Origin of the sequence: Halorubrum yunnanense (genome assembly GCF_026586675.1) — an archaeon.
GTDB lineage: Archaea > Halobacteriota > Halobacteria > Halobacteriales > Haloferacaceae > Halorubrum > Halorubrum yunnanense.
Genome location: NZ_JAODIX010000001.1, coordinates 45,408 through 66,699 on the forward strand (window position 1 = coordinate 45,408; position 21,292 = coordinate 66,699).

Below are 21,292 nucleotides of genomic sequence, written 5' to 3' on the forward strand. Positions count from 1 at the left end.
ACTACGAGGACACACCAATGGAATACGTTTACGCTGCGCTCATCCTGAACGAGACTGGCGAAGAGATCAACGAAGAGAACGTCACCGGCGTGCTGGAAGCCGCCGGCGTCGACGTCGAGGAATCCCGCGTCAAGGCGCTCGTCGCCGCGCTGGAGGACGTCGACATCGAAGAGGCCGTCGAAACGGCCGCCGCGGCCCCCGCCGCCGGCGCCGCGTCCGGCGGCTCCGCGGACGCCGCGGACGACGACGAAGACGACGAGGCCGACGACGAGGCCGACGAGGCCGACGAGGCCGACGACGAGGACGACGACGAGGACGACGACGAGGACGGTGGCGAGGGCCTCGGCGAGCTGTTCGGTTAACCCCGGACGCCCACCGCGACCGACCGTCGCTCCGACCGCGCCGATATTTTATGAACCCCGCTATCCGAAGTGATAACGCCGGGCGCGCATTTTTATACCGATCGACGGAACCGGCGACCGTTCGATGAAGATCGTCGACGGCGACAAAGCCGAGTGCGACCGCTGCGAGTCGGTGCTCCCAATCGGGGACGTCTCGCTGCTCGAGAAAGAGACGAACCGCGACTACGAGCGGGTGCTCTGCGAGGACTGTCTCGGCGCCGTCGGCATCCCGCAGGGGTACACGCTGCGGCGCGACATCAGTCACCTCGCCGGGTGAGTCGCGGACGGACGAGCCGCGAGGCGGGGAAGGCGTCCCGATCGCAGTCGGCGACGCCCCGGGCGGACCGCGTCTGCGTACACGGCCTCAACGACGGGTTCGTGGGCGCCGTACGCGGCGTTCGTGGCGTACTCGCCGACCGCCCGGTCCTCCTCGGTCCAGTAGGCGTCGGCCCGTTCGGTCGTGACGCGGACGACGACGACGCGCTCGCCCGTCTCCCGGTCGCGGACGACGTCGCCCGGCTCGAAGCCGTGACACGAACAGAGGTGCGACCCGCGGTCGTCCAGCGGGACGAACGTCTCTCGCCCGCAGATCGCGCAGGCGCCGACGCGCTCGTCCGGGGCCGGGGTTCGACCCCGCGGTTACCTCCATCGCGACGCGTCGGAGGCGTTTACCCGGAGCCCGCGGGTCGCGTGGTCGGGGCAGGTACAGGTGCCGCCGCCGAGCGCGACGACGTAGGTCCCGCCGTCCGTCTCGACGACGTATCGCCGGTCGCGGAGGGGCCGTATCGTCATCTCTTCCGCCGCGGCGCGCGCCGATCGGTCGTCAGTCTCCGGAGCGGTGTCGCCCCCGTCGTCGCCTGCGGTCGAGCGGCGTCCGGTCCGACGGCGCGGATCGGGCGGCGTTCGAGTCGGTGGCCGTCGGCGCGGGCGGCGTCTCGGGGTGAGTCATAGGTGATCGCGAGGACGCCCCTCGCTTCGGGTCGAAATCGGTCCCGTGAACGGTTAAATTCGCCGCCGAAAGGGTCAAGCGCCACAGTTTCGAGATTCGGCCGCCCCGGTCGCCGGAATCCCGCCGCCCTCATCGAAGTCCTTTTTTAGCGGCGACGGAAACTCGCGGGCATGGAAATCGACGCGGAGCTCCGTCGGCAGATCACGGTCTCGTTGCTGGCGGCCGCGGTCTTCATCGCCGGGCTGGTCGGGATCGGGGTCACCTTCGGCGGGTCGTCCGAGCTTCCGGAGTCCGGGGCGATCGCGCTCGTCGGACTGCTGGCCGGGTTCGTCCTGCTGATGGCGCTCGTCGGCGCGTACCTCATCCGCGCGAACGACGGGGAGTAGTCGGCGGCCCGTTCACTCCGCTTCGTCCGGAGTCGCGGTTTCGCCCGGATCCCCGCTTTCGTCGTCTTCTCGCCCGCCTTCGTCGCCCTCTCCTCCCCCTTCGTCGCCCTCTCCTCCCCCTTCGTCGCCCTCGCGGTCCCGCCAGTCGGCGATCTCGTCGGCGGCCGCGACCCGCTTCTCGTAGTACGCGAGGGGGTCGGCGGCGACCTGCATGTGGTCCGCCTCGTTGTGGCAGATCCCGTAGTTCGCCAGCGTCTCGCAGGTGGGCGGTGGATACTGCGTCCCGCGGTCGTCTTTTAAATACTCCGTCTGGTAGCGGATCCCCTCCGCGTCGAGGCTGGTGTCGGCGCAGAACGCAACCACCTCGTCCGGGGTCATCCCGATCCCGACGAGGAACGCCATCAGCGCGAACGACTCGGGCGGCGAGAGGTCGGTGTCGCGCTCGGCCTTCTCGATCAGGTTCGTCATGCAGGGCGGGAACAGCTCGGGGGCGACGACGTCGATCGGGCCGGCGTAGCTCCGCTCGGAGAGCAGGCGCTTGAGGTCGGCGACGCCCTCCTCCAGCTCCGCGGCGATCCCCTCGCCGGCGGCGAGCTCGAACGGGAGCCCCTCGCGCACGCGCTCCTCGACCGCGGCCTCCAGCGCGTCCAGCAGCTCCTCGCGGGAGACGCGCACCGCGCCGTCGGCGAGCGCGCGGTTGACGAGCCGCCACGAGGCCCCCCACGACGGCGACGTGAGCCGGAGATACGGGCCCACGTCGACCCAGTAGTGGGCAGGGTCGCGGCCGGATCCCGCCCCCGAAGCCCGTCGAGGGGAGTCCGGGCGCACCGCGTCGGCGAGGTCGAACTCGGCGAGCACGTCGTCGAGAGCGACCGTCGGCGTCGACACCGACCGCAGCTCGTCGTCGGCCGCGAGGTCGTCGCGGACCCGGTCGACTGCGGTCGCGGCCTCCGCGGCAGCGTACTTCTCGATGGCGGGCTCGGAGTCCAGAAGCGAGACGAGGATCCGCGCGATGGGGTACGAGAGCAGCTCGGCCTGCACGTCGTACTCGGAGTCGGCGGGGAACGTCCCGCTCTCGGACTCCACGGTCCCGTCCATCAGGGCGCGCTCGACCCGCTCGCGGCCCCGTTCGACCGCGGGCGCGTCGGCCGCGACGAGCTTCGGGAGCGACACCGCGGCGTCGGCGACGGCCTCGCGGGCGGCAGCGAAGAACGGGTACTTCGCGTCGAGCGCGTCCATGTCCGACACGAGGTAGCGACGGGCGTCGAATAAGCGGTGCGGTCCGCGGTCGCGCTACAGCCGGCCGCGGAGGTAGTGCCCGAGGTAGCCGCCGATCACGCCCGAGCCGAGGGTGTAGGCGGCACCGACCCCGATCACGAGGAAGGCGAGTATCCCGAATTCGGCCGGCGCTCCGGCGAACCCGAACAGAAAGAGGGCGAAGGCGACCATCGCGACGAACGGCAGCGTCATCACGAGGCCCGCGACCGCGCCCGTCTTGAGCCCGTCCGCGGGCGTGCCGCCGCAGAGGTAGCCGGCGGCCGCGCCGCCGAGGACGGTGGCGAAGGGGACGAACGACAGCACCGAGCCGACGACCCCGCCCAGCACGCCGTAGAGGAGGAGGTCGGCGGCCTCCGCGGGGGCATCGTCACCGGGTGAGAGGAGCCCGTCCGAGCCCGCGTTTGGACCGTCCCGGTCGTCGGCGGTGTCGTCGTCCGTACCGCGTCGGTTTCGCGCGTCGTTGGCGGCGTCGCTCCCCGCGTCGCCGCCGGAGGAGGTGTCGTCGGGGACCATCGCCGAGTTACGCCTCGTCGACCTCGGTCGCTTCGTCGCCGTCGAGCTCCTCGACGGGCGCGCCCGGCGCGTTCGATTTCACGCTGTTGAGCCCCTGTTTCGCCTTCTGCTTTGAGGCGTACCCCTGCCCGCCGTCGGCGATGATGTTGCTGTTGTCGTGGCGGAGCCGCCAGCGGTACTTCTCGGCGTTGTCCCTGAACAGCTCGAAGGTGGCGTCGCTCCCGCCCGCCGCCGGCGGCTCCTCGTCGCGGTCGACGTCGATCACGTACGCGCCCGGCGCGTTCCGCTGGACGCTCTCGATCCCCGACTTCGCGTCCCGCTTGTCCGCGTACCCCTCGCTGCCGTCGGCGACGATGTTCCCGTTGTCGTGGACGAGCCGCCAGCGCCACTGGTCGGCGCTGTCGGCGTACAGCTCGAAGGTCGCCTTGCTCGCGGCGGCGTCGGTGTCGACCGCGGCCTCCGCCTCGTCGAACTCCACCTCTACCTCGAAGTGGACGGTGCCGTCTTCGCGTTCGAGCTCGATCTCGACCTCGGACTCGGCGGCGGGGTCGACCGTCACCGTCCCGGCGTCGTCGACCGGGACCGGCTCGCCGCGGCCGAGGGCCTCCGCGATGCGGCGGAAGTAGGTGGCCAACGCCTGTCGGCTTCGCGACTGCTTCGACTCGTGGATCGGTTCGTTGGGCATACGCGTCTCATCTCACGGGCGGCGCACAAAACGCTATGCCCGACGGATCGCCCGGCTCTCGTCGTCGGTCGCCGCGGCGCGTTCCACCGAGACGACTCGACTACCGCCGACGCGACGGTTATCAGTGCCGGCCCGCTCGATCGCGTATGAACGGCAACGCGACGACCGGCGGCGACGGACCGATCCCGGGCGAGGCGGTTCGCCACGGCACCGGCGTGCACTCGACCCGCGCGTTCCCGACCGAGGGGCACCCGGCGAACCTCGACCCGTTCGTCCTCTTCGAGCGGTTCTACATCGACCCGGACGAGGGGTTCCCGATGCACCCGCACAAGGGGTTCGAGATCGTCTCGTACATGCTCGAGGGGGGGATGGAGCACGCCGACTCGCTCGGCGTCGAGCACACCGCCCGCGAGGGCGAGGCGATGCGGATCACGACCGGGGGCGGCATCCGCCACTCCGAGTTCCCCGCCGACGGCGAGGCCTGCAACGGGCTCCAGCTGTGGGTGAACCTCCCGCGCGAGGCGAAGGAGGCCGACCCGGACTACGTCGACGCGAGCGCGGAAGCGCTCCCCACGCGGGAGACGGACGGCGCGACCGTCACGACCGTCGTCGGCGAGGGGTCGCCGATCGAGCTCCGCACCCCGACGGAGTACCTCGACGTCCGCGTCGACGGCGAGTGGACGTGGACGGTGCCGGACGGGTGGGCCGGCTTCCTCTACGCGGTCGCGGGGAACGGTTCCGTCGGCGGGGACGCGTTCGGCGAGGGCGACGTCTTCACGACCCGAGCGGGCGGCGAGTTCGGGGTCGCGGCCGACGCCGACCTCCGGCTCGTCGCCGTCGCGGGCCGGCCGCACGACGAGCCGATCCGGCAGCAGGGGCCGTTCGTTTTATAAGTGGGTATAAAAACCCGCCGTCCGAGGCGCTGTCCCCGCCCGCTCACTCGCGCTCGGCGATGATCGTCTCGCCCGCGCGGACGGCGTCGCCCTCGCGCACGAGGAGGTCGTCCTCGTCGACGTCGGCCGGGAGGATCACGTCGGCGCGGGAGCCGAACGAGACGTGGCCGACGCGCTGGCCGCGGTCGACCGTGTCGCCGGGCTCCACGGCGGGGTGGATCCGACGGGCGAACCAGCCGGCGATGACGAGCAGCTCGTACTTGCCGCAGTCGATCGCGACCTGCTCGTTGCGGTCGGACTCCTTGCTGAAGGCGGGCCGGTTCGCGCCCGGTCGGTGCCGCACCTCCCGGACATCGCCGGCGATCGGCGCGCGGTTCACGTGGACGTCGGTGACGTTCATGAACACGCCCACCCGCAGACGGCTCCCCTCCTCGCGCACGACCGAGACGGTGCCGTCGGCGGGCGCGACGACGATCCCCTCGGCGCCCGGCGTCTCCCGGTCGGGGTCGCGGTGGAACCAGAGGGTCCCGAGCGCGAGCGCGAGCAGGGCGACGCCGACCGGCGGGAGGAAGGGGAGCGTCGCGGCCCCGACGAGCGCGGGAGCGAGCGCGAGCCGCCACGCCTCGTCGACGACGGGGAACGGGAGGACGCTCGCGAGCGGCGGGTCTCGGGCCATCGTTAGGCCCCCACCGGCTCGCGGAGGTCGGGTTGAAGCTCGGTGCGGCCGGCCGCCCACGCGGCGAGCAGGTGCGTGAGGTGGGTCCGGTCGTCGAGCCCGTCGGTCAGGTCGAGGTCGGCCTCGCCCGCGAGCACGTGGAGCCGCGCGAGCTCGTCGCCGCCGTACTCGGAGCCGGCGCGGGCGACCCGGAGGACCTCCCGGAGGAGCTCCCCGCCGTCGTACCCGCCCTCGTCGAGCAGGTCGTCGAGGGCCGACCGCGCGTCCTTCAGGTCGCCGGCGCGGGCGTCGGCGAGCGCCTCGCGGATCTCGTCGTCGTCGCCGACCTCGCCGAGCGTCTCGTAGGCGGCCGACATGGTCACCTCGCCGCCCTCGACCGCGGTCGCCTGCGCGGAGAGGACCGCCTTTCGGAGGTCGCCGCCGGCCGCGCTGGCGACGAACTCCAGCCCGTCGCCGTCGTACGCCACGCCCTCGCGCTCGCAGATCGTCTCGAGGACGTCGATCGTCTCGTCGGTCGTCGGCGCGCGCACCCGTACCGGGAAGCACCGCGAGCGGATCGGCGCGATGAGCTTCGACGGCTGTCGCGTGGCGATCACGAACTGCGTGGTGCGGTGGTGCTGTTCCATCACGCGCCGGAGCGCCTGCTGGAAGTCCTCGCGGATCGACTCGGCGTTATCGAGGAGGACCGTCTTGTACTCGCCGGACATCGGCGCGTACGACGCCGACTCCTTCAGCACGCGGTTTATCATGTCGCGTTTCGCCATCCGGCTCCGCCCCTGCAGGAACCCCTCGAAGCGGGGGTCGGTCCGGATCTCCTTTTTCGTCCGCCCGAAGAAGTCGGCGACGTTGATCTCGATCAGGTCGCTCTCGGGGTTCTCGTGGGCGGTCCGGGTCAGCGCCCGGGTCGCCGCCGTCTTCCCGACTCCCGCCGGCCCCTGCACGACGAGGTTCATCGGCTCGTCGACCGCGCGCTCCAGCCGCTCGCGGGCCTCGTCCTGCCGGATCTCGTCGAGCGCGGGAGCGTGCGCGTCGATCCACAGCGGTCCGTCCATACCGTGTGGGTCCGGGCCGGGCGCTCAAGAATCGGTCGGTCGGTGCCCACACCGGCGACCGCGCCTCGGCGGTCGCCCCCCGCGTCCGCGACGCCCGGGTACAATTTGTTACGATAACCCCCCGGGTAAAACGTTCAGAAACACGGTTCCGCTTTTCAACCCGTATCACGGCTTTCCGCCTGAGAGGTCGTCTACACCGCGTTCATCCAGCTTCTGTTTTTTAATAGACTTTCGAGTAAATAAACATCAATCGTTAAGTATGGGGATGTTGAATCTGTGGGCACATGTCACGTGACAACAGCGCTAGTTCAGAAGATCGACTCACACGCCGCCACTACGTGGCCGGCGCAGGTACCCTCGCGACCGTGGGGATCGCCGGCTGTTCCGGTGGTGGCGACGGCGGCGACGGCAGCGACGGCAGCGATGGCAGCGACGGCAGCGACGGCAGCTCCGGTGAACCGGTCGAAGCCCTCCACGGCTGGACCGGCGGCGACGGCGCCGCGGCGGCCGAGGCGCTGGAGGAGGCCTTCAACGAGGCCCACCCCGACGTCGACCTCCAGATGAGCCCCATCGGCGGCGGCGGTAACCAGAACCTCGACGCCGTGGTCGCGAACCGGCTCCAGAGCGACGATCCGCCGGGATCGTTCGCCGGCTGGCCCGGCCCGAACCTCCTCCGTTACCAGGGCGTCCTTGGCAGCGTCGACGACGTTTGGGACGAGAACGGCTTCGAGGACGCGATGGTTCAGGAGGCGGTCGACCTCCACAAGCAGAACGGCAGCTACCGCGCCGTGCCGCTCGGCTCGCACCGACTCAACTGCCTGTTCTACAACGTCTCCGTCGTCGAGGACGCGGGGATCGACGTCGACTCGCTCAACAGCCCCTCGGCGCTCATCGACGCCTTCGAGACGGTCGGCAGCGAGACCGACGCGATCCCGATGACCCACGGGATGTCCGGCACCTGGACGACGACCCAGCTGTGGGGCGCCGTGATGCTCGGCGAGAACGGCTACCAGCCGTACATGGACTTCCTCGCGGGCGACGGCGACGAGGAGGCCGTCCGCGCCGCGTTCGAGCGGACCGCGGAGATGCTGGAGAACCACATCAGCGACGACGCCTCGTCGATCGGGCTGACCGAGTCGAACCAGAACATCATCAACGGCGACGCCGCGTTCATCCACCAGGGCAACTGGGCGGCGGGGGCGTTCCGGAACGCCGAGGACTTCGAGTACGAGGACGACTGGGGCTTCAAGACGTTCCCCGGCGCGGAGGGGATGTACACGCTCCACTTCGACTCGTTCCTCTACCCGTCGGACAACCCGACGCCCGAGGCCTCGAAGACCTGGGAGGCCTTCGTCGGCAGCCCGGAGGCTCAGGTCGCGTTCAACCAGTACAAGGGGTCGATCCCGACCCGCACCGACGTGAGCATGGAGGAGTTCGGTCCGTACCTCCAGGAGACGGCAGAGGACTTCGCCGAAGCGGAGTACCGGCCGCCGAACCTCCAGCACGGGCTCGGCGTCCCCTCCGAGACGATGACGACGCTCAACGACGTCATCTCCTCGGAGTTCACCGGCCCGTACAACGTCGACGCGGCGACGACGGGCTTCCTGGACGCGGTGTCGAACTAAGCACCACCTGATGCTCGATTTTTATCGTCGATTGCACCGGACAATCAGGTCCTCCTCGGGGGACGACGACGAGGTCCGCGCCGACGGCGGGGTCGTGAGCGACGGCTCCGCGGCCGACCCCCCGGCGGAACCGGACCGGGACTTGACGGCCCGTCTCAAGGCGAGCCTGGACCGGCGCTTCGGGAGCGACTTCATGGAGTCGTCCGTCTTCTGGCTCCCGCCGTTCCTGCTGATGGGACTGTTCGTCTACGGTGCGGTCATCTGGAACCTCCTCATCTCGCTGACCGACTACCAGCGCTTCGAGAACGCGCCGGACTACTCGAACCTCGACTTCGAGATGTACACCCGGGCGCTCGCGGACTCCGGGTTCATCGACGCCGCGGTCAACACGCTCGTCCTGCTCATCGCGTTCACGGCGGGGACGCTCGCGGTCGGCCTCGTGCTGGCCATCCTGATCGACAGGGGGATCCGGTTCGAGAACTCGTTCCGGACGATCTACCTCCTGCCGATGAGCCTCTCGTTCGTCGTCACGGCCCAGTTCTGGCTGTGGATCTACAACTACAACAACGGGATCGCAAACAACCTCATCGGGACGTTCGGACTCGGTCCGGTGAGCTGGCTCGGCAACCAGGACATCGTCCTCTACGCGGTCATCTTCGCGTTGATGTGGCAGTTCTCGGGGTACGCGATGGTCGTGTACCTCGCCGGCCTCCGCGCGATCCCGACCGAGCACTACGAAGCGGCCCAAGTCGACGGCGCGTCGGCCCTGAAAATGTACTGGCGCGTGATCATTCCCCAGCTGAAGGGCGCGACGATCAGCGCCGCCGTGGTGCTGATGGTGTTCGGCATGAAGGCCTTCGACTTCCTCTACTCGCTGTCGGGGGGGTACCGGCCGCCGAACGGCGCCGACATCCTCGCGACGAAGATGGTGCGTGAGGCGTACGCGAACCTCAACTGGGCGTACGGGTCGGCGATCGCCATCGTCCTGTTCGGGATGGCGCTCAGCGTCATCGGCCCCTACCTCGTGTACGAATACCGGAGGGACAACCTATGAGCGACACGGAACCCCGAACCGACGGCGGCACGACGACGAGGACGACGCGGCTGCGCCGGACCCTCGACCGGATGACGGTCGAGGACGTCGGCCTGTACGTCGTGTTGGCCCTCGCGGCGGCGTTCTACCTCGTTCCCATCGAATCCGGGCTGGTGACGTCGTTCAAGACCGGCACCGCGATCATCGAGACGGCGCCGTTCGCCCCGCCCGGGCCGTCCGGGCTCACGTTCGAGAAGTGGCGGACGGCGATCGACGTCCTGCTGCGCGGGATGGGGAACAGCCTGCTGTACGCCGTTCCCGCGACGGTGATCTCCGCGTTCGTCGGGAGCATCACCGCCTACGGGCTCACGATTCCGACGTGGAACAAGTCGTACAAGGCGCTGGTGCTCATGCTCATCATTGCCGGGATCTTCATCCCGTACCAGGCCGTGCTGGTCCCGCTGACCCAGTTCTGGTCGCAGTGGGCCCAGCTCGACCAGGTGCTGTCGTTCGTCTGGGCGCTCGGGATCGACGAAGACTACGTCGGTATCATCGAGCTGGTGATCACCCACGTCGCCTACGGGATTCCCATCTGTACGCTCCTGTTCCGGACGTACTACAAGACGATGAGCGACGAGATGATCGAGTCGGCCCGCCTCGACGGGGCGACGCTCCGCCGGGTGTACCGGCGGATCGTCCTCCCGCTCTCGGGACCGATGTTCGCCGTCGTCCTGATCTATCAGTTCACCCAGATCTGGAACGACCTCCTCTTCACGCTGGTCATCGTCTCGACGGAATCGAGCCCCGCGGCGCCCGTCGTGTTAATCTTAGCGGGCCTCGGGAGCTCGCTGGAGGGGCAGGACTTCGCGCTCCGGATGGCCGGGGCGTTCTTCGCGGCGCTGCCGACGCTGGCGGTGTACATCTTCTTCGGCGAGGAGTTCGCCGAGGGGGTGGCGGCGTGACCCGTACGCCCGCCGCGTCCGGCGCCGGGGACCGACCGAGAGACGACGCGGCGCGGCGCACGAACGACCACTCGACACCGACCACAACTCACAGATATGGCAACGCTTGAACTCGACTCGATAACGAAGACGTTCCAGGACGGCGACGAGGAGATCGTCGCGGTCGACGATGTGTCGCTGTCGATCGACGACGGCGAGTTCCTCGTCGTCGTCGGTCCGTCCGGCTGCGGGAAGTCCACGACGCTCCGGATGGTCGCGGGCCTGGAGACGATCACCGCCGGCACGCTCAGTATCGACGACCGCGTCGTGAACCACGTGAAATCGCAGAACCGGGACATCGCGATGGTGTTCCAGTCGTACGCGCTCTACCCGCACATGAGCGTCCGGCAGAACATGTCGTTCGGGCTCGAGGAGTCGACCGACCTCCCCGACGACGAGATCAACCGGATGGTGGGCGAGACCGGCGAGATGCTCGGCATCTCGCCCCTGCTCGACCGGAAGCCGAGCGACCTCTCGGGCGGCCAACAGCAGCGCGTCGCCCTCGGTCGCGCCATCGTCCGCGACCCCGAGGTGTTCCTGATGGACGAGCCGCTCAGCAACCTCGACGCGAAGCTCCGCGCCGAGATGCGCACCGAGCTCCAGCGGCTCCAGAACGACCTGGGCGTGACGACGGTGTACGTCACCCACGACCAGACGGAGGCGATGACGATGGGCGACCGGATCGCCATCCTCGACGGCGGCGAGCTCCAGCAGGTCGCGACGCCGCTGGAGTGTTACCACGAGCCGTCGAACCGGTTCGTCGCGAGCTTCCTCGGCGAGCCGTCGATGAACTTCTTCGACGTGACGCTCGAGGGCGACCGGCTCGTCGGCGACGTCTTCGAGTACCCGATCGACGAGGGAATTCGGTCGGACCTCGGCGACGCGACCGACCTCGTCCTCGGGATCCGCCCCGAGGCCGTCCAGCTCGTCGACGCCGCGGGCGACCACGAGTTCGAGACGACCGTCGACGTCGTCGAGCCGATGGGCGACGAGAACACGGTGTACCTCCACTTCGACCCCGACGTCGAGCCCGAGAACGCGTCGACGCTCGTCGCGACGATCGACGGGTTCAATCGGGTCAGCGAGGACGACACGGTGATCGCGCGGATCCCGCCGGACGCGATCCACCTCTTCGACCGGAGTACGGGCGAGGCGCTCCACAACCGGTCGATGGAGAACGCGGCCGACCAGATCGACCTGTAGAATCGACGCGCGTCGCCGCCGTCCCTTTTCGCAGCGTCTCGCTCGCTCCGCCGCTCACCAGTACTTCGTCCGGTCGACGCCGTCCGCGACCAGCGCCGCGGCGGCGACGTGGGCGTAGGCGGCCCACGCGAGCGCGAGGAGCGCGGCGACGCTCCGCGCCGCCGTCGCCGCGAGCGCGGTCCACGCGACGACGACGAGGACGGTCGCGCCGACCCACGCGAGGAAGTACGAGCTCGAGGCGGTCCCGCGGACCGCGTCCCGCTCGAGGCCGGCGCGGAGCCCGTCCCGCACGCTCACGACGGCCGCTGACGGGAAGAGATACCCGCAGACGACCGTGACGAGCAGCGCGACGGTCGCGAGCGTCGCGAGCCCCACGCCGCTCAGCGCACTCGGCATCGTGCCGACCGCGACGACGTAGCTGACGGCGGCGACGGTGACGACCGCCGGGGAGAGGTAGACGGCGCCGACACCAAGCAGTCGCCCGGCGAGCCGCGCCGTTGCCCTCGTCGCGACGCGCGGGAACCCCTCGCCGGCGAGCACACCGCCGACGAGTCCGAGGAACGCGACAAGCGGGCCGACGGCGAGGGAAAGCGGGGCCAACAGCGCCCAATCCGGCCAGAGCCCCGCCGCCGTCCGGAGCAGCGCGCCGCCGAGCAGCAGCGCCGCGAGACACGCCGCGGTGCCGTCCAGCCGCGTCCGGTCCGCGAACGGGTATCGGAGGGCCTCGAGGAACATCACTCGCCCCTCGGTCGCTCGGCGGCGACGCGTCTCGACCGGCCGACAGCGGTGCGACCCGGCCGGCCGTCGGTCGGTCTCGACACGTTCGACCGGGTCGCCGTCGGCTGGAAAAACGGTGTCGGTCGCACCCGCGGCGGGAGGCGTCCGTCGGTCACTCTCGGATCCGCTCGACCTCGCGCCGGACCCCATCGCGGAGCCGGTCGGCGACGTCGTCGCCCGACCGGTCGACGGTCTCGGCGTCCTCGGTCTCCAGCAGGCGATCGAGCCGCCGCTCGAACTCCCGCTCGTCGATCTCGCCGCTCGCGTAGCGCTCCCGGAGGGCGTCGAGCGCGGGGTCGGCGTCGCGTTCCTGGTCCCCGTCGCTCCGGTCGGGGAGGGGTCGCGTCAGCGTGTGAAGCACGGGGAGAGCGACGAACAGCCCGAAGAACCAGACCAGCGGGAGGGTCCACCAGAGCCCGGTGACGAGCGGGGCGGCGACGCCGCCGCCGAGGACGAGGAGCGCGAACACCCGCCGCCAGCGGTGGCGGAGGTTCCACGCGATCCGTGCGGGGAGCCCGGTCATGCTCGGGCCGACGCCTGCGAGGGGGAAATCGGTTTCGTCGCGGGTCCGCGGCGGAGGTTCCCTCCTCACTCCCGGTCGACGACGATCCGGTCGCCCGGCTCGACGCCGTGGCGCTCGCTCCACCCGCGCGGCACTTCTAGGACGTACCGTCCGGTCCCGCGGTACCGGGTGAAGGGCCGCGACTCCGGCGCCGCCTCGTGGACCGTCGTCACCGTCCCGTTCGGGGCGACGAAGACGATGTCGAGCGCGAACGCCATCTCCCGCATCACGTAGGCGCGCTCGTCCGCTCCGTCGTGGACGAACAGCATTCCCTCGCCCTCGTCGAGTTCGTCGGTTGCGGAGAGCCCGACGTATTGTTTTATCACCCCGTCGGCGACCCGGGCCTCGACGGTCGCGAGCGGTTCGCCGGTCTCGCCGTCGACGGCCTCGACGGTCGTCGTCTCGTAGCCGGCGATCAGGACGGCGGGGTTCGTCGCGGCGACGCCGAGCGCGACGACGACGATCAGCGTGAGGGCGGCGGCACCCCCGACTAAACGGCGGTTCACGGGCGATCGATGCGCCGGAGAAAGAAACCGTTTTCCGCTCCGGGCGGGTTCAAGCGGGTGAGGGCTCGTGGTCTAGCTGGTTATGACGCGGCCTTTACAAGGCTGAGATCGGCGGTTCGAACCCGCCCGAGCCCACTGTTGCTGTCGCGAGCAGCCCGTGAGCGACAGCAACGTGCGTGTTTGAGGGCGGTTCGAGACAGGGAACGAAGCGAGCGAAGCGAGCGGAGTGAGTGAGGTTCGAATCCGCCCGAGCCCACTGCTCGCTCTCTGACCGTCTCCGAGAGCGGTTCAGACTCCCAGCGCGTCCGCCAGCTCGTGGATCGACTCGGCCGTGCGGTCCGGCTCGCCGCCGAACGGCTCCCAAGGGGTCCCTTTCCGGTCGAGCCGGACCGCCTGCATCCCCGCGTGGGCGGCGCCCATCACGTCGAACCAACCGGCGGTGACGTGGACGATCTCGTCGATCGGCGTCCCGGTTCGGGCGGCGCCGTGGCGGTACAGCGCCGCGGCCGGCTTAAACGTCTCCACCTCGTCGGCGCTTATCGCGTCCTCGACGAGGTCGCCGATATCGGCGTGTTCGACCATCGAGTCGAGCATCTCGGGATTCCCGTTCGAGAGTACGTACGTGTCGTACCCGCCCTCGCGCAGGCGCTCGATCCCGGAGCGAACGTCGTCGAACACCTCCAGCTCGTGGTACACCGCGAGGATCTCGTCGCGCTCGGCCGGCGGGAGGTCGACGCCGTGGGTTTTCAACGCGTACGTCAGCGCGTCGCGGTTCATCTCGTAGAACGGCTGGTAGGCGTCGATCGCGTTCGCGACGAACGTGTACGCCAGCGACCGCGACCGCCAGAGCCGCGACACCGGCTCGGGATCGGGGACGCGGTCCGCCAGCGCGGCTTCGGCCGCCTCGACGTCGACGAGGGTGCTGTACGAGTCGAACGTCACCGTCCGGACGCGATCGGGATCGAACGACATTCGCGTCGTTCTTCGGCCTCCCGCGTCATTACTCCCGGTGGTCGGGTCGCGCACGACGCACATCCGTCCGCGGCCGGACCGTGGCGAACCGTCACGAATCTTTATGAATGGTGGGGCTCTCGGTCCCCTAACGCGTCCTGCTTATGAAGCCCTCGAGCGACTCCATCCGCGTCCTGCTCGCCGCGGCCCCCGCCGACGGCACGGCCCCGTCGACGCCCGCGGCGCGGTCGCTCGAACGGCGGGACGAGCGGTTCGTCGTCGAGACCGCTCGCGACCCGGACGACGCGGCGGCGCTGCGCTCGACCGACCGGTTCGACTGCGTCGTCGCCGAGGGGGGCTTCGCCGACGGCGACGGGCTCGATTTGCTCGTCGACGCCGACGAGAGCCGGGAGGCGATCCCGCGAATCCTCGCGATCGACGCGACCCGCGTCGGAGACCCGTCGGCGCTCGTCACCGAGGCGCTCGCGGCGGGCGTCACCGACGTCGTCCGGTGTCCCGAGGGCGACCCGACGGTCCGGCTGCTCGCACACCGGGTCGCCAACGCGGTCGAGTCGCACCGCGCCGCGGCCGAGGCGGACCGCCAGCGCGAGCGTCTCGACCGGTTCGTGAGCGGGGTGTCACACGACCTCCGGAGCCCGCTCAACGTCGCGCAGGGGCGGTTGGAGATGGCCCAGGACGAGCCGGCGGGCGACCATCTCGATACCGCGGCCACCGCGGTCGACCGCACCCTGGAGCTGATCGCGGACCTGCTTGCCCTCGCCAGGCAGGGGGAGACCCCGCGCGAGCTGGAGCCGGTCGGGCTCCGCGAGACCGTCGAGGGGTGCTGGGCGACTGTCGCCACCGGCGACGCGACGCTCACCGTCGCGAGCGACGCTCGGGTGTTCGCCGACCCGAGCCGGCTGAAACAGCTCTTCGAGAACCTCCTCGGCAACGCGGTCGCGCACGGCGGCGACGGCGTCGCCGTCACGGTGGGGCCGATCAGGCCGATGTACACCTCGACGCGGGCGGAGCCGCTTCCGGCCGGGTTCTACGTGGCCGACGACGGGGCGGGGATCCCTGAGGGGGAGCGCGACCGCGTCTTCGACGTGGGGTACACGACCGCCGCCGAGGGCACCGGCTTCGGGCTCAACATCGTCCGCGAGGTCGCCGCCGCCCACGGCTGGGACGTCGGCGTCACCGAGAGCGCGGACGGCGGCGCCCGGTTCGAGGTCACCGGCGTCGACGTCGAGGAGTGACCGGAGGGCGGCGAGCGCGCTTCGACCTGCCTTCGGTCGGGCGAAAAATGTCGGCGCTCTGGATGCGGGCCGCCGTCACGGCGCCCGCGTTCCGATCGCGATCGGCGCCGCGTCCGGTCCCTCGGTCGCCTTCTCCGGCGGGACCCGGGTGCGGGTGCCGATCGGCGCTTCCTCGGTCGTCGTGCGATCGTCGTTCGGCATCGCGTGTGGCGTCGGCTCACACACAGGTATGAACGTTCCGTGCTAACAGTGCTAATCCGTTTTCAGACGGAGTAGTGTATTAGGGGATTGATTACGGAGACGGTCCGTCTGTCCGTCTCTCCGCCTATCGGTCGCCGCCCTCTCCCTCCGCGTCCGCTCACTCGCCTTCGAACACTCCCTCGACGATCGTCTCGATGAGCGCGTCTTCGACCTCCTCGTAGGCGGCGTCCGTGCCGGGACCGATCGGAGCGTTCCGCGACCGCGCGGTGAAGACGAGCGAAACGAACAGCTGGTCGATCAGCTCGGGGTCGTCGTACCGGAACGCGTCGAGCTTCGCCCAGCGCTCGGCGAACGGAAGCTCCGAGTCATGGGGCTCGATCGCGATCGAGTGCCCGTCGGACTCGGCGTCGGCGATGCGGTCCTGGAGCGCGCGCAGCTCCCCGTCGACGATCAGCGAGGAGATGAGTGGGTTCGCCCGCACCTCGCTGAGCGTCGTCTTCAACAGCACCCGCACCTCCTCTCGCGGGGTGTCCACCTCGGCGACAGCGGCGGCGATCTTCCCCTCTAACGACTCGCGCTCCGCGAGGAGCACGTCCACGTACAGCGCCTCCTTGGAGTCGAAGAACTGGTAGAACGTGCTCGTGCCGATCCCGACCTCGGCCGTGAGATCGCTGATCCGCGTGCGTTCGAACCCGAACTGCGTGAACAGCTCTCTGCCGGCCTCGACCAGCTGAGACCGGATCCGCTCCCGATCCCGATCGGTGAATCGGCTCATTGGCGTGACGTTCGGCGGTTATCCGTCGATCGGGAATGCTCCATCGATCGCACCTATGAATCCAAAAACAAAGTGCTTATTGATTCGTGGCCGTGTACTTCGGTATGGAGCAGACACCGGCGGGAGCGCACGTCGCGCTTCCCGATCGCCAGTACCGAGACGCGACACGGACGCCGACGGTGGGCCGATGAGGCGTGACCGCGTCGACGCGCCCGACCGCCGCTCCGGGAGGGGGTCGGCGTGAGACGGACGACCGTCCTCGCCGTGTTCGCCGCCGCGCTAATGCTGACGAGCGGGACCGTCGGCGCGGCCGCCGGCGTGGCGCCCGCGAGTTCGACGGCCGTCGAGTCGTCGCCGACGGATCTCACCGGGACGGCGGCGCCGGACCCGGCCGCGCAGTCGCAGGTGTCCGGCGTCGTGGAAGGCTCGCCCGACCTGTCAGTCGTCACCGCCCGGCCGGAAGTGACGCCCGGACGGACGAACGAGGTGACGCTACAGGTCGTCAACGATGGTGACGTCAATCTCGGGACGCCGCAGACGCGCGACATCGTCACCACCGCACGCAACGTCCGTCTGACGGCCGACGCGGACGATTCCCCGCTCACGGTCGAGACCGGAACGCTGGCGCTCGGCGCCGTGACCGAAACTGCCCCCCGCGAGGTGCCGATCGCGGTGACCGTGCCGAACGGCACCGATCCGGGCAACTACGAACTCGAGGTCGAACTGGAGTACTCGTACACCCACCGACAGTCGGGCGGCGTCACCATCGATCGGTCGGAGACAGTCACCGCCGAGGTCGACGTTGAGGTCACCGAGGACGCCCGTTTCCGAATCGTCGACGTGACGACCGACGCGCAGATCGGCGACCAGGGCACCCTCGAGGCGACGGTCAGGAACGTCGGCGCGACGGCCGCGTACGACGCGACGGTCGCGCTGGAGTCGTCGAGCGCCGGACTGGGACTCGGACAGGGGACGTCGGACGCGGCCCGGATCGACTCGATCGCTCCCGGCGAGAGCGTCACGCTCCCCTACGACGCCGCGTTCACGTCGACGGCACCTGCCCGACAGTACGCCCTCACCGGCAACGTCGCCTTCGAGACGCCGGACGGTATCCCCCATGTCGACGAGGGGCTCTCCGCCGGCGTGGCGCCGCTCGGGGAGCAGACGTTCGCGGTGAGCGACGTCGAGTCCACGCTGCGCGTCGGCGCGGACGGCGAGCTCACGGGCACCGTGACGAACGACGGGCCGGCCCCGGCGGACAACGTCGTCGTTCAGTACGCGGGCGACTCCCCGAACGTCATCCCGATCGAGCGGTCGACCGCCGTCGGGCCGCTCGAGTCGGGCGAATCGACGTCGTTCGCCCTTCCCATCTCGATCGGGGGCGAGGCCGAGACCGGGCTCCAGTCCATCGATCTCGCGGTCCAGTACCGCAACGACGACGGCGAGGCTCGCCGCTACGACGAGTTGGCCGTCGGCGCCGACGTCGCGCCGGAGCGCGACCGATTCGGCGTCGCCGTCGAGAACCGCAGCATCGAGGCGGGCGGCACGCGGACCGTCGAGGTCGCCGTCACGAATAACCTCGACGAGCCCGCCAGAGACGTCGAGGCGCGGCTGTTCGCCGACGACCCGCTCGACACGGGCGCCACCGATACAGGGTACGTCCAGTCGCTCGGGCCGGGCGAGACGACGACGCTGAGATTCGAGCTGACGACGACCGGATCCGCGACGGCCGGGAGCACGTACCCGGTCTCGCTCGACTTCCGGTACGACGACGCGGACGGCGACAGCCAGCTATCGGACACCTATCGGGTCCCGATCGAGGTGACCGCGAGCGAGGGGGGCGGGCTTCCCGTTCCCGTCATCGTCGTCGCGCTGCTCGTCCTCGGCACGGGCGCGCTCGTCGTCTATCGGAGGCGGCAGTAGCTGATGTCGGTCGGCGAGCGGATCGAGGCGGGGACGCGCCGGCTCAACGACGCCGTCGTCGACCGGCCGCGACAGGTCGTCGTCGCGTTCCTCCTGATCACGTTGGTGTTTTCCGGCGGGATCGGGCTCGTCAGCACCGACACCGGCGCCACCGACGCCTTCACCGAAGGCCTCGACGAGCAGGAAGCGCTCGACGCGGTGAACCAGCAGTTCGACGATCCGTTCGAACCAGAGAGCGAATCCACCCAGCTTATTCACACCGGCGGAAACGTCCTGACCCAGGAGGCGCTCCTCCGCGAGCTCCGGCTGCTCGAGGAGATCACGCGCCGCGATGACCTCCGAGTGTCGTCAGCGAACGGGCCCGCGACGGTGGTCGCCCGAGCGATCGACCCCTCGGCGACGACGATTCCGGAGCAGCGGCGCGCGCTGGAGGGCGCCAGTCCGACACAGATCCGTCGCACGGTCCGCGCCCTTCAGGACGATCCCCGATTCAACCGGGCGGTGTCGACCGATTTCAACCCGACGAGCGCCAGCGCGTCGGCCTCGATCACGGTCGTGTCCCACGAGGTCCCCGCCGGCTTCACCGACGCGGACCTACAAGACGTCCAGACGACGATCCAAGCGATCACCGCCGACTCCCCCGGCGACATCCGGGCGTTCGGCACCGGGATCACGAACGCCGAGACGGCCAACGTCATCGTCGACTCGCTCACGATCGTGATGCCGGTCGTCGTCCTCCTGCTGCTCCTGTTCCTGGTCGTCGCCTACCGCGACCCGATCGACTTGGCGTTGGGGCTGTTGGCGCTGCTGATGACGGTCGTCTGGACGTTCGGCTTCCTGGGCTTCTCCGGGATCCCCTTCAGCCAACCGATGATCTCGGTCCCCGTGCTGTTGCTCGCCGTGGGGGTCGACTTCGGGATTCACATCATCAACCGCTACCGCGAGGAGGCGGTCAAGGGGTACGAGCCCCTTGAGGCGATGCGCGAGGCGAACAACCAGCTGATGATCGCCTTCGTCATCGTGACGGTGACGACGGTGTTCGGCTTCGGCGCGAACGTGATCTCGGATCTCGGCCCGATTCGCGACTTGGGTATCGCCTCGGCGACCGGGATCACCTTCACGTTCCTGATCTTCGGGCTGTTCCTCCCGGCGGCGAAACTGGAGGTCGACAGGCTCCGCGAGGCGTACGGCGTCCCCGAGTTCAACTCGGCGCCGATCTCCTCGAGCGACTCGGCGCTCGGCCGGCTGCTGACGCTCCCGACGCAAGTCAGTCGGTACGCGCCGATCGCCTTCGTACTCGTACTGCTCGTCACCGGCGGGATGGCGGGGGCGTACGGCAGCGGCGTCGACACCTCCTTCGAGACGGAGGACTTCCTGCCGCCCGAGGAGCTGCCCGAGTACGTGACCGGCCTGCCGGAGCCGTTCGCGCCCAGCGAGTACACCGTCACGGAGACGATCACGCTCTTGGAGGACCGCTTCTCGACGAACCAGGACCAGTCGGTGACGATATACGTCGAAGGGAACTTCCAAGAGGACCACGCGTTGGAGGCGCTCGCAGCGCCGAACGACGACCCGCCGGGCGCGCTCGCGGTCGGGGAGGGCGGGAGCGCGCGCCCGACCAGCATCGTCACCGTGATCCAAGCGCAGGCAGACCGCGACCCCGAGTTCGCCCGCCTGGTCGCTCGCAGCGACGCCGACGGGAACGGGATTCCCGACCGCAACCTCGAACTGATATACGACGAGCTGTTCGCCTCGCCAGCCGGCGACCGCGCCGCGCAGTACCTCACGCCGGACCGCCGGTACGCGCAGGTCGACTACGCGATCGACGCCGGCGCCTCCCAGGGCGAAGCCTCCGCCGACGCCCGGGAGTTCTCCGGGGAGTTCCGATTTGCGGCGACGGCGACGGGCCAGCTCGTCGTGTTCGACGCCGTGACGGACGTCATTTTCAACTCCGCGATCGAGGGGCTGATCCTCGCGATGGCGCTGACTGGAGTCTTCCTCGTCGTCGCCTACGGGGTGTTAGAGGGGAAGCCACTGCTCGGAGTCGTGAACCTCTTCCCCATCCTCATCGCCATCGCGTTCCTGCTCGGGACCATGCGGTTCCTCGGGCTCTCGCTGAACGCGCTGACCGCGACGATCCTCTCGATCTCGATCGGGCTGGGTATCGCCTACTCGGTCCACGCCACACACCGGTTCGTCGACGAGTTCAACCGGAACGCGGACGCCTACGAGTCGATGATCGTCACCTTCTCCGGGACGGGCGGCGCCCTCCTCGGGAGCATGCTGACCACGTCGCTCGGGACCGGGGCGCTCGCGCTCGCGATTACGCCCGTGTTGGGTGACTTTGGGCTACTGACCGCGCTGAGCGTCCTGTACTCGTTCGTGTTCACGATCGTGGCGCTCCCCCCGGCGGTGCTGTTGTGGGAGCGGTATCACGGCGCCTGGTCGGACCTCGAACTGCCCGTCGGAACCGGTTATAACTGATCGACGGCTCCGCGCCGACCGCTCCCGAACCTCTGCCCGCTCGCTTATAACTGATCGGCCGCGGACCTCCGGTGAACGCATCCAACCCCGGTCACCGTCTCGGTCCCTTATAAACGATCCTCGCCGTCGCTCACCCCCTACTCGACTACCGCCTCGCCACCA

At 69.7% G+C, this 21,292-nt stretch carries 23 protein-coding genes and 1 tRNA gene; 12 read left to right on the top strand and 12 right to left on the bottom strand.

From position 1 onward, the window contains the following. Positions 1 to 17 precede the first annotated feature (17 nt). Both rpl12p and N5096_RS00240 read left to right on the top strand, forming a co-directional pair. The gene (gene rpl12p, locus N5096_RS00235; protein ID WP_267662340.1) at positions 18 to 362 is read left to right on the top strand and encodes a 50S ribosomal protein P1; all 345 of its coding nucleotides are present in this window, start codon (positions 18 to 20) and stop codon (positions 360 to 362) included. A 124-nt stretch (positions 363 to 486) separates the two neighbouring features. After that, positions 487 to 678: a hypothetical protein gene (locus N5096_RS00240; protein WP_267662341.1), complete on the top strand. Its 192-nt coding sequence runs from the start codon at positions 487 to 489 to the stop codon at positions 676 to 678. Positions 679 to 1,040: 362 nt separating this feature from the next. Here the strand turns inward: N5096_RS00240 and N5096_RS00245 are convergent, their stop codons facing one another. Then, the gene (locus N5096_RS00245) at positions 1,041 to 1,193 is read right to left on the bottom strand and encodes a hypothetical protein (RefSeq protein WP_267662342.1); all 153 of its coding nucleotides are present in this window, start codon (positions 1,191 to 1,193) and stop codon (positions 1,041 to 1,043) included. A 327-nt stretch (positions 1,194 to 1,520) separates the two neighbouring features. Between N5096_RS00245 and N5096_RS00250 the strand changes: the two genes are divergently transcribed. Then, positions 1,521 to 1,736, top strand: coding sequence for a DUF7472 family protein (locus N5096_RS00250; protein WP_267662343.1), 216 nt, complete (start codon positions 1,521 to 1,523; stop codon positions 1,734 to 1,736). 12 nt (positions 1,737 to 1,748) lie between these two features. Here N5096_RS00250 and N5096_RS00255 read toward each other — a convergent pair whose 3' ends face one another. The 3 genes from N5096_RS00255 to N5096_RS00265 are packed head-to-tail and all read right to left on the bottom strand — an operon-like array spanning position 1,749 to position 4,212. Beyond that, positions 1,749 to 2,975: a DNA primase gene (locus tag N5096_RS00255; protein ID WP_267662344.1), complete on the bottom strand. Its 1,227-nt coding sequence runs from the start codon at positions 2,973 to 2,975 to the stop codon at positions 1,749 to 1,751. 54 nt (positions 2,976 to 3,029) lie between these two features. Next, positions 3,030 to 3,527: a DUF5518 domain-containing protein gene (locus N5096_RS00260; RefSeq protein WP_267662345.1), complete on the bottom strand. Its 498-nt coding sequence runs from the start codon at positions 3,525 to 3,527 to the stop codon at positions 3,030 to 3,032. Positions 3,528 to 3,534: 7 nt separating this feature from the next. Then, positions 3,535 to 4,212, bottom strand: coding sequence for an HVO_2922 family protein (locus N5096_RS00265; protein WP_267662346.1), 678 nt, complete (start codon positions 4,210 to 4,212; stop codon positions 3,535 to 3,537). Positions 4,213 to 4,358: 146 nt separating this feature from the next. On the opposite strand from N5096_RS00265, the gene N5096_RS00270 reads away from it, so the two are divergent. Beyond that, positions 4,359 to 5,105 carry a pirin family protein gene (locus tag N5096_RS00270; protein ID WP_267662347.1) on the top strand — a complete coding sequence of 249 codons (747 nt, stop codon included), beginning with the start codon at positions 4,359 to 4,361 and terminating at the stop codon, positions 5,103 to 5,105. Positions 5,106 to 5,148: 43 nt separating this feature from the next. Here N5096_RS00270 and N5096_RS00275 read toward each other — a convergent pair whose 3' ends face one another. Both N5096_RS00275 and N5096_RS00280 read right to left on the bottom strand, forming a co-directional pair. After that, the gene (locus tag N5096_RS00275) at positions 5,149 to 5,781 is read right to left on the bottom strand and encodes a protein sorting system archaetidylserine decarboxylase (RefSeq protein ID WP_267662348.1); all 633 of its coding nucleotides are present in this window, start codon (positions 5,779 to 5,781) and stop codon (positions 5,149 to 5,151) included. A 2-nt stretch (positions 5,782 to 5,783) separates the two neighbouring features. Beyond that, positions 5,784 to 6,833, bottom strand: a complete 1,050-nt coding sequence (locus N5096_RS00280) for an AAA family ATPase (protein ID WP_267662349.1) — start codon at positions 6,831 to 6,833, stop codon at positions 5,784 to 5,786. A 284-nt stretch (positions 6,834 to 7,117) separates the two neighbouring features. On the opposite strand from N5096_RS00280, the gene N5096_RS00285 reads away from it, so the two are divergent. The 4 genes from N5096_RS00285 to N5096_RS00300 all read left to right on the top strand — a co-directional run bounded on the left by N5096_RS00285 (position 7,118) and on the right by N5096_RS00300 (position 11,695). Continuing rightward, positions 7,118 to 8,458, top strand: coding sequence for an ABC transporter substrate-binding protein (locus N5096_RS00285; RefSeq protein ID WP_267662350.1), 1,341 nt, complete (start codon positions 7,118 to 7,120; stop codon positions 8,456 to 8,458). Positions 8,459 to 8,468: 10 nt separating this feature from the next. Then, the gene (locus tag N5096_RS00290) at positions 8,469 to 9,512 is read left to right on the top strand and encodes a carbohydrate ABC transporter permease (protein ID WP_267662351.1); all 1,044 of its coding nucleotides are present in this window, start codon (positions 8,469 to 8,471) and stop codon (positions 9,510 to 9,512) included. After that, a complete protein-coding gene (locus tag N5096_RS00295; RefSeq protein WP_267662352.1) occupies positions 9,509 to 10,453 on the top strand; it encodes a carbohydrate ABC transporter permease in 945 nt (314 codons plus the stop codon). Before N5096_RS00290 ends, N5096_RS00295 begins: the two co-directional genes overlap by 4 nt. A 96-nt stretch (positions 10,454 to 10,549) precedes the next feature. Next, a complete protein-coding gene (locus N5096_RS00300; protein WP_267662353.1) occupies positions 10,550 to 11,695 on the top strand; it encodes an ABC transporter ATP-binding protein in 1,146 nt (381 codons plus the stop codon). A gap of 54 nt (positions 11,696 to 11,749) precedes the next feature. On the opposite strand, the gene N5096_RS00305 is transcribed toward N5096_RS00300, so the two are convergent. The 3 genes from N5096_RS00305 to N5096_RS00315 form a co-directional block, all read right to left on the bottom strand. Beyond that, positions 11,750 to 12,430: a DUF4013 domain-containing protein gene (locus N5096_RS00305; RefSeq protein WP_267662354.1), complete on the bottom strand. Its 681-nt coding sequence runs from the start codon at positions 12,428 to 12,430 to the stop codon at positions 11,750 to 11,752. 154 nt (positions 12,431 to 12,584) lie between these two features. After that, positions 12,585 to 12,995 (bottom strand): SHOCT domain-containing protein, encoded by a 411-nt coding sequence (locus N5096_RS00310; RefSeq protein ID WP_267662355.1) that lies wholly within the window; start codon positions 12,993 to 12,995, stop codon positions 12,585 to 12,587. A gap of 65 nt (positions 12,996 to 13,060) precedes the next feature. After that, the gene (locus N5096_RS00315; RefSeq protein WP_267662356.1) at positions 13,061 to 13,540 is read right to left on the bottom strand and encodes a DUF192 domain-containing protein; all 480 of its coding nucleotides are present in this window, start codon (positions 13,538 to 13,540) and stop codon (positions 13,061 to 13,063) included. Between the two features lie 61 nt (positions 13,541 to 13,601). Here N5096_RS00315 and N5096_RS00320 point away from each other — a divergent pair. Then, a tRNA-Val gene (locus N5096_RS00320) sits at positions 13,602 to 13,675 on the top strand. Between the two features lie 153 nt (positions 13,676 to 13,828). Here N5096_RS00320 and N5096_RS00325 read toward each other — a convergent pair. After that, entirely contained in the window at positions 13,829 to 14,512 is a 684-nt protein-coding gene (locus N5096_RS00325) for a haloacid dehalogenase type II (protein WP_267662357.1), read from the bottom strand. A 143-nt stretch (positions 14,513 to 14,655) separates the two neighbouring features. Here N5096_RS00325 and N5096_RS00330 point away from each other — a divergent pair, with 143 nt between their 5' ends. Beyond that, complete coding sequence (locus N5096_RS00330; protein ID WP_267662358.1) at positions 14,656 to 15,747, top strand: sensor histidine kinase; 1,092 nt, start codon at positions 14,656 to 14,658, stop codon at positions 15,745 to 15,747. A 75-nt stretch (positions 15,748 to 15,822) separates the two neighbouring features. Here the strand turns inward: N5096_RS00330 and N5096_RS00335 are convergent, their stop codons facing one another. Continuing rightward, entirely contained in the window at positions 15,823 to 15,948 is a 126-nt protein-coding gene (locus N5096_RS00335) for a hypothetical protein (protein ID WP_267662359.1), read from the bottom strand. 157 nt (positions 15,949 to 16,105) lie between these two features. After that, complete coding sequence (locus N5096_RS00340) at positions 16,106 to 16,723, bottom strand: TetR/AcrR family transcriptional regulator (protein ID WP_267662360.1); 618 nt, start codon at positions 16,721 to 16,723, stop codon at positions 16,106 to 16,108. Positions 16,724 to 16,963: 240 nt separating this feature from the next. On the opposite strand from N5096_RS00340, the gene N5096_RS00345 reads away from it, so the two are divergent. Then, positions 16,964 to 18,646 (top strand): COG1361 S-layer family protein, encoded by a 1,683-nt coding sequence (locus tag N5096_RS00345; RefSeq protein ID WP_267662361.1) that lies wholly within the window; start codon positions 16,964 to 16,966, stop codon positions 18,644 to 18,646. Between the two features lie 3 nt (positions 18,647 to 18,649). After that, entirely contained in the window at positions 18,650 to 21,130 is a 2,481-nt protein-coding gene (locus N5096_RS00350; protein WP_267662362.1) for an efflux RND transporter permease subunit, read from the top strand. Positions 21,131 to 21,292 lie beyond the last annotated feature (162 nt).

Coding starts and splice junctions, on each gene's coding strand:
- N5096_RS00325 (WP_267662357.1), bottom strand. CDS start 14,512: ATGTCGTTCGATCCCGATCGCGTCCGGACGGTGACGTTCGACTCGTAC.
- N5096_RS00240 (WP_267662341.1), top strand. CDS start 487: ATGAAGATCGTCGACGGCGACAAAGCCGAGTGCGACCGCTGCGAGTCG.
- N5096_RS00250 (WP_267662343.1), top strand. CDS start 1,521: ATGGAAATCGACGCGGAGCTCCGTCGGCAGATCACGGTCTCGTTGCTG.
- N5096_RS00270 (WP_267662347.1), top strand. CDS start 4,359: ATGAACGGCAACGCGACGACCGGCGGCGACGGACCGATCCCGGGCGAG.
- N5096_RS00300 (WP_267662353.1), top strand. CDS start 10,550: ATGGCAACGCTTGAACTCGACTCGATAACGAAGACGTTCCAGGACGGC.
- N5096_RS00285 (WP_267662350.1), top strand. CDS start 7,118: ATGTCACGTGACAACAGCGCTAGTTCAGAAGATCGACTCACACGCCGC.
- N5096_RS00350 (WP_267662362.1), top strand. CDS start 18,650: ATGTCGGTCGGCGAGCGGATCGAGGCGGGGACGCGCCGGCTCAACGAC.
- N5096_RS00245 (WP_267662342.1), bottom strand. CDS start 1,193: ATGACGATACGGCCCCTCCGCGACCGGCGATACGTCGTCGAGACGGAC.
- rpl12p (WP_267662340.1), top strand. CDS start 18: ATGGAATACGTTTACGCTGCGCTCATCCTGAACGAGACTGGCGAAGAG.
- N5096_RS00290 (WP_267662351.1), top strand. CDS start 8,469: ATGCTCGATTTTTATCGTCGATTGCACCGGACAATCAGGTCCTCCTCG.
- N5096_RS00305 (WP_267662354.1), bottom strand. CDS start 12,430: ATGTTCCTCGAGGCCCTCCGATACCCGTTCGCGGACCGGACGCGGCTG.
- N5096_RS00330 (WP_267662358.1), top strand. CDS start 14,656: ATGAAGCCCTCGAGCGACTCCATCCGCGTCCTGCTCGCCGCGGCCCCC.
- N5096_RS00260 (WP_267662345.1), bottom strand. CDS start 3,527: ATGGTCCCCGACGACACCTCCTCCGGCGGCGACGCGGGGAGCGACGCC.
- N5096_RS00275 (WP_267662348.1), bottom strand. CDS start 5,781: ATGGCCCGAGACCCGCCGCTCGCGAGCGTCCTCCCGTTCCCCGTCGTC.
- N5096_RS00295 (WP_267662352.1), top strand. CDS start 9,509: ATGAGCGACACGGAACCCCGAACCGACGGCGGCACGACGACGAGGACG.
- N5096_RS00255 (WP_267662344.1), bottom strand. CDS start 2,975: ATGGACGCGCTCGACGCGAAGTACCCGTTCTTCGCTGCCGCCCGCGAG.
- N5096_RS00310 (WP_267662355.1), bottom strand. CDS start 12,995: ATGACCGGGCTCCCCGCACGGATCGCGTGGAACCTCCGCCACCGCTGG.
- N5096_RS00265 (WP_267662346.1), bottom strand. CDS start 4,212: ATGCCCAACGAACCGATCCACGAGTCGAAGCAGTCGCGAAGCCGACAG.
- N5096_RS00335 (WP_267662359.1), bottom strand. CDS start 15,948: ATGCCGAACGACGATCGCACGACGACCGAGGAAGCGCCGATCGGCACC.
- N5096_RS00340 (WP_267662360.1), bottom strand. CDS start 16,723: ATGAGCCGATTCACCGATCGGGATCGGGAGCGGATCCGGTCTCAGCTG.
- N5096_RS00280 (WP_267662349.1), bottom strand. CDS start 6,833: ATGGACGGACCGCTGTGGATCGACGCGCACGCTCCCGCGCTCGACGAG.